The organism is Candidatus Lokiarchaeota archaeon (assembly GCA_014730275.1).
In the GTDB taxonomy this organism is placed as follows: domain Archaea; phylum Asgardarchaeota; class Thorarchaeia; order Thorarchaeales; family Thorarchaeaceae; genus WJIL01.
This window is the reverse complement of sequence record WJIL01000123.1, coordinates 1-2,529: the sequence shown is the minus strand read 5'-3', so window position 1 is coordinate 2,529 and position 2,529 is coordinate 1. Positions and strand designations below refer to the sequence as shown.

The following is a 2,529-nucleotide window of genomic DNA, read 5'->3' as shown; positions in this document are numbered from 1 at the left end:
GCGGTGTACAATTGATTGAGGATGGCGAGCTGGAGAAAGCCTTGCCGTTCTATTCTGCCATGATTCAATACCAGGACCATTTGCTCAATGACTCAACTATCGCCATGATGAACAATAACTATGCATATGTTTTAGCAAAACTGAGTAGGTTCGAAGAAGCTCTGCCCTACGCAGAAAAAGCAATTCGTAAAAATCCTGAGGATCATCATGCATGGCACACTCATGGACTGATAATGCACCAAATGGGCAATCATAAAACTGCTGAAGAGTCATATCGCAAGTCAATAGAAGGCGACCGAAAACACTGGGAGGCTTGGGATGACCTAATTCGGCTGCTTGATGAAACAAACCAAGCCCCTAAGTTAGAGCAAGCAAAGAGAGAATTGACGCAGGCCAAATCCTCGGAGGAGGATAGAACAGGATCGCGTCTTGGTCGCCTGTTCACATGAAGAGAAGCCACCTCCTCTCACGATTGCAAAGGGGATTTGATACTAACGCTCTTAATGGAATGTCGATTCCCTTTTCTCCCTAATTTTAATCTTTGAGTTCCCGTTGCATTATTATTGACTGAAACATGGGGTCGGCATCAATTGGTTGCACTACACCATCTTCAAACTCTCTAAGCGAATCAGAAAATGCATTTTCAAACTTCTCTAGGAATCTTTGCTCAACGTGTTTGTCATAGTTGTTGAGCTCACTGTCAACCTCGAAGAAATTCGAGTCACCTACATGTTTCTCTATTTTTTCTCCGAATGCGTGATAATCTTCTTCACTGCCGTTAACACACTTGGTTTTCTTTCCTGCAATTTCCTCAATCTGATATCCAAAAAGCTCAGTGAAATCAGGTGCAATCTACCATGCATCTTTCAGTGTCAGCCACCATTATCGCATTTCTAATACTCCGAAAAAGAGCACGATACTGCTCCGAGCTGCCCTCCAACCTCTTCTGTAACAGTTCGAGCCTTTCTTCACGGCTTCTATGGGTGCTTCCTTGGCTATCTCGATGCAACCGCCGGAACCACAGGTTTTTGCTTTTATCCTTTGCTTATATGTCTTTTAACCGCAAATAGAAGGATATTTGCCCAGGCGTTAGGCCCTGACCCGGAAGACATCCAATACGAGGGTCAATTATCTCTACGGATTAACCTTGCCGTCGGTCTAGGTTCTGATTATGTTACTACTGATGCAGAATAATTCTTCAGTTTGTGAATCCGCGGCTTTATTTCATGCCTTTGCCCCTGTCAGTCCATGAAGGAATACGATCTTCTCGTTGTTGGCGGTGGTTCAGCTAATCAGGTGTCATACTGGGCCCACAAAGAAGGCTTGAAAGTTGGTCTGATTGAACATGGTCCTCTCGGCGGGACTTGCCTGAACAGGGGCTGTGTACCAAGTAAGATGATGATCTATCCGGCGGATGTCATGCACGAGGCTCGATTCTCATCTGATCTGAACCTTGATTTCAAGCTAGGTTCTGCAGATTTCTCGGGTTTGATGGATCGAGTGAGAGCCAGAAGACGTCGGGCTGTCGAACATAAAGAGAAAACCATTGAAGAGGCTGAATCATATGATTGGTACAACAACACTGGAGTCTTTGTGGATGACAAAGTAATAGAGGTCAATAACCAAGAGCTAACCGCGGATTTAATCGTAATCGCTACCGGAACACGACCCTTGATTCCTCCAATCGACGGAATTGATGATGTTGAATATTTGAGCACTAGGACGATTTTTGATCTGACCGAGCAACCAAGACAGATGACTATCATCGGCGGTGGATATGTAGCTGCGGAATTTAGCCATTTCTTCAGTGCCATGGGGACTGATGTTACAATTGTGGGGCGGAACCCGTTCCTAGTCAAACATGAAGATGAAGATGTCTCTGAGATGTTAAGAGAAGAGCTCTCAAAGAGAATGACTGTACTGACAAATCACGAAGCCATCAAAGTGCAACAAAACGAGAACAGCAAAACTGTAATCGCTAGGAATCGAGAATCCGGACAAGAGGTGGAAATCGACTATGATACCTTGCTCGTGGCAACAGGGAGACGCCCCAACTCAGACAAGTGTAGACCAGAGCGAACAGGGGTTGAACTCGACGAAAACGGCTTCATCAAAACAGACGAATGCCTTCGGACTTCAAAGGAAGGGATTTGGGCGCTTGGTGACGCTACAGGCCCCCCGATGTTCAAGCACGTAGCTGATCGAGAAGCTGAAATCGTGTGGCATAATATTCAGGCTTCAATTTCAGACAAAGAACCACTTCGGTCTATGCATTATGACGCTATACCGCATGCTGTCTTCTCCTATCCACAAATAGCATCTGTAGGGAAAACACTGGCAGAAGCTACGGATAGCAAATCGGATCTTTTGGTGGGGAAAGCCGAGTATACTGATGTGGCAAAGGGTGATGCAATGGGTAAGCCTAGAGGGTTCTGCAGAATCATCGTTGACGGGGATTCAAGCGCCATTCTCGGAGGTTCAATAATCGGGCCATTTGCACCTATCTTAATTCAACCCATTACTCAAGCG

Annotated in this window: 2 protein-coding genes; both read left to right on the top strand. The window is 45.6% G+C overall.

What is annotated here, in order from left to right; translation table 11 throughout:
- The first annotated feature begins 11 nt into the window (after positions 1–11).
- On the top strand, positions 12–449 hold the full coding sequence (locus GF309_13375; GenBank protein MBD3159767.1) for a tetratricopeptide repeat protein: 438 nt from the start codon (positions 12–14) through the stop codon (positions 447–449).
- A gap of 799 nt (positions 450–1,248) precedes the next feature.
- Positions 1,249–2,529: SidA/IucD/PvdA family monooxygenase (locus tag GF309_13370; GenBank protein ID MBD3159766.1), on the top strand; the 1,281-nt coding region annotated here is incomplete at its 3' end.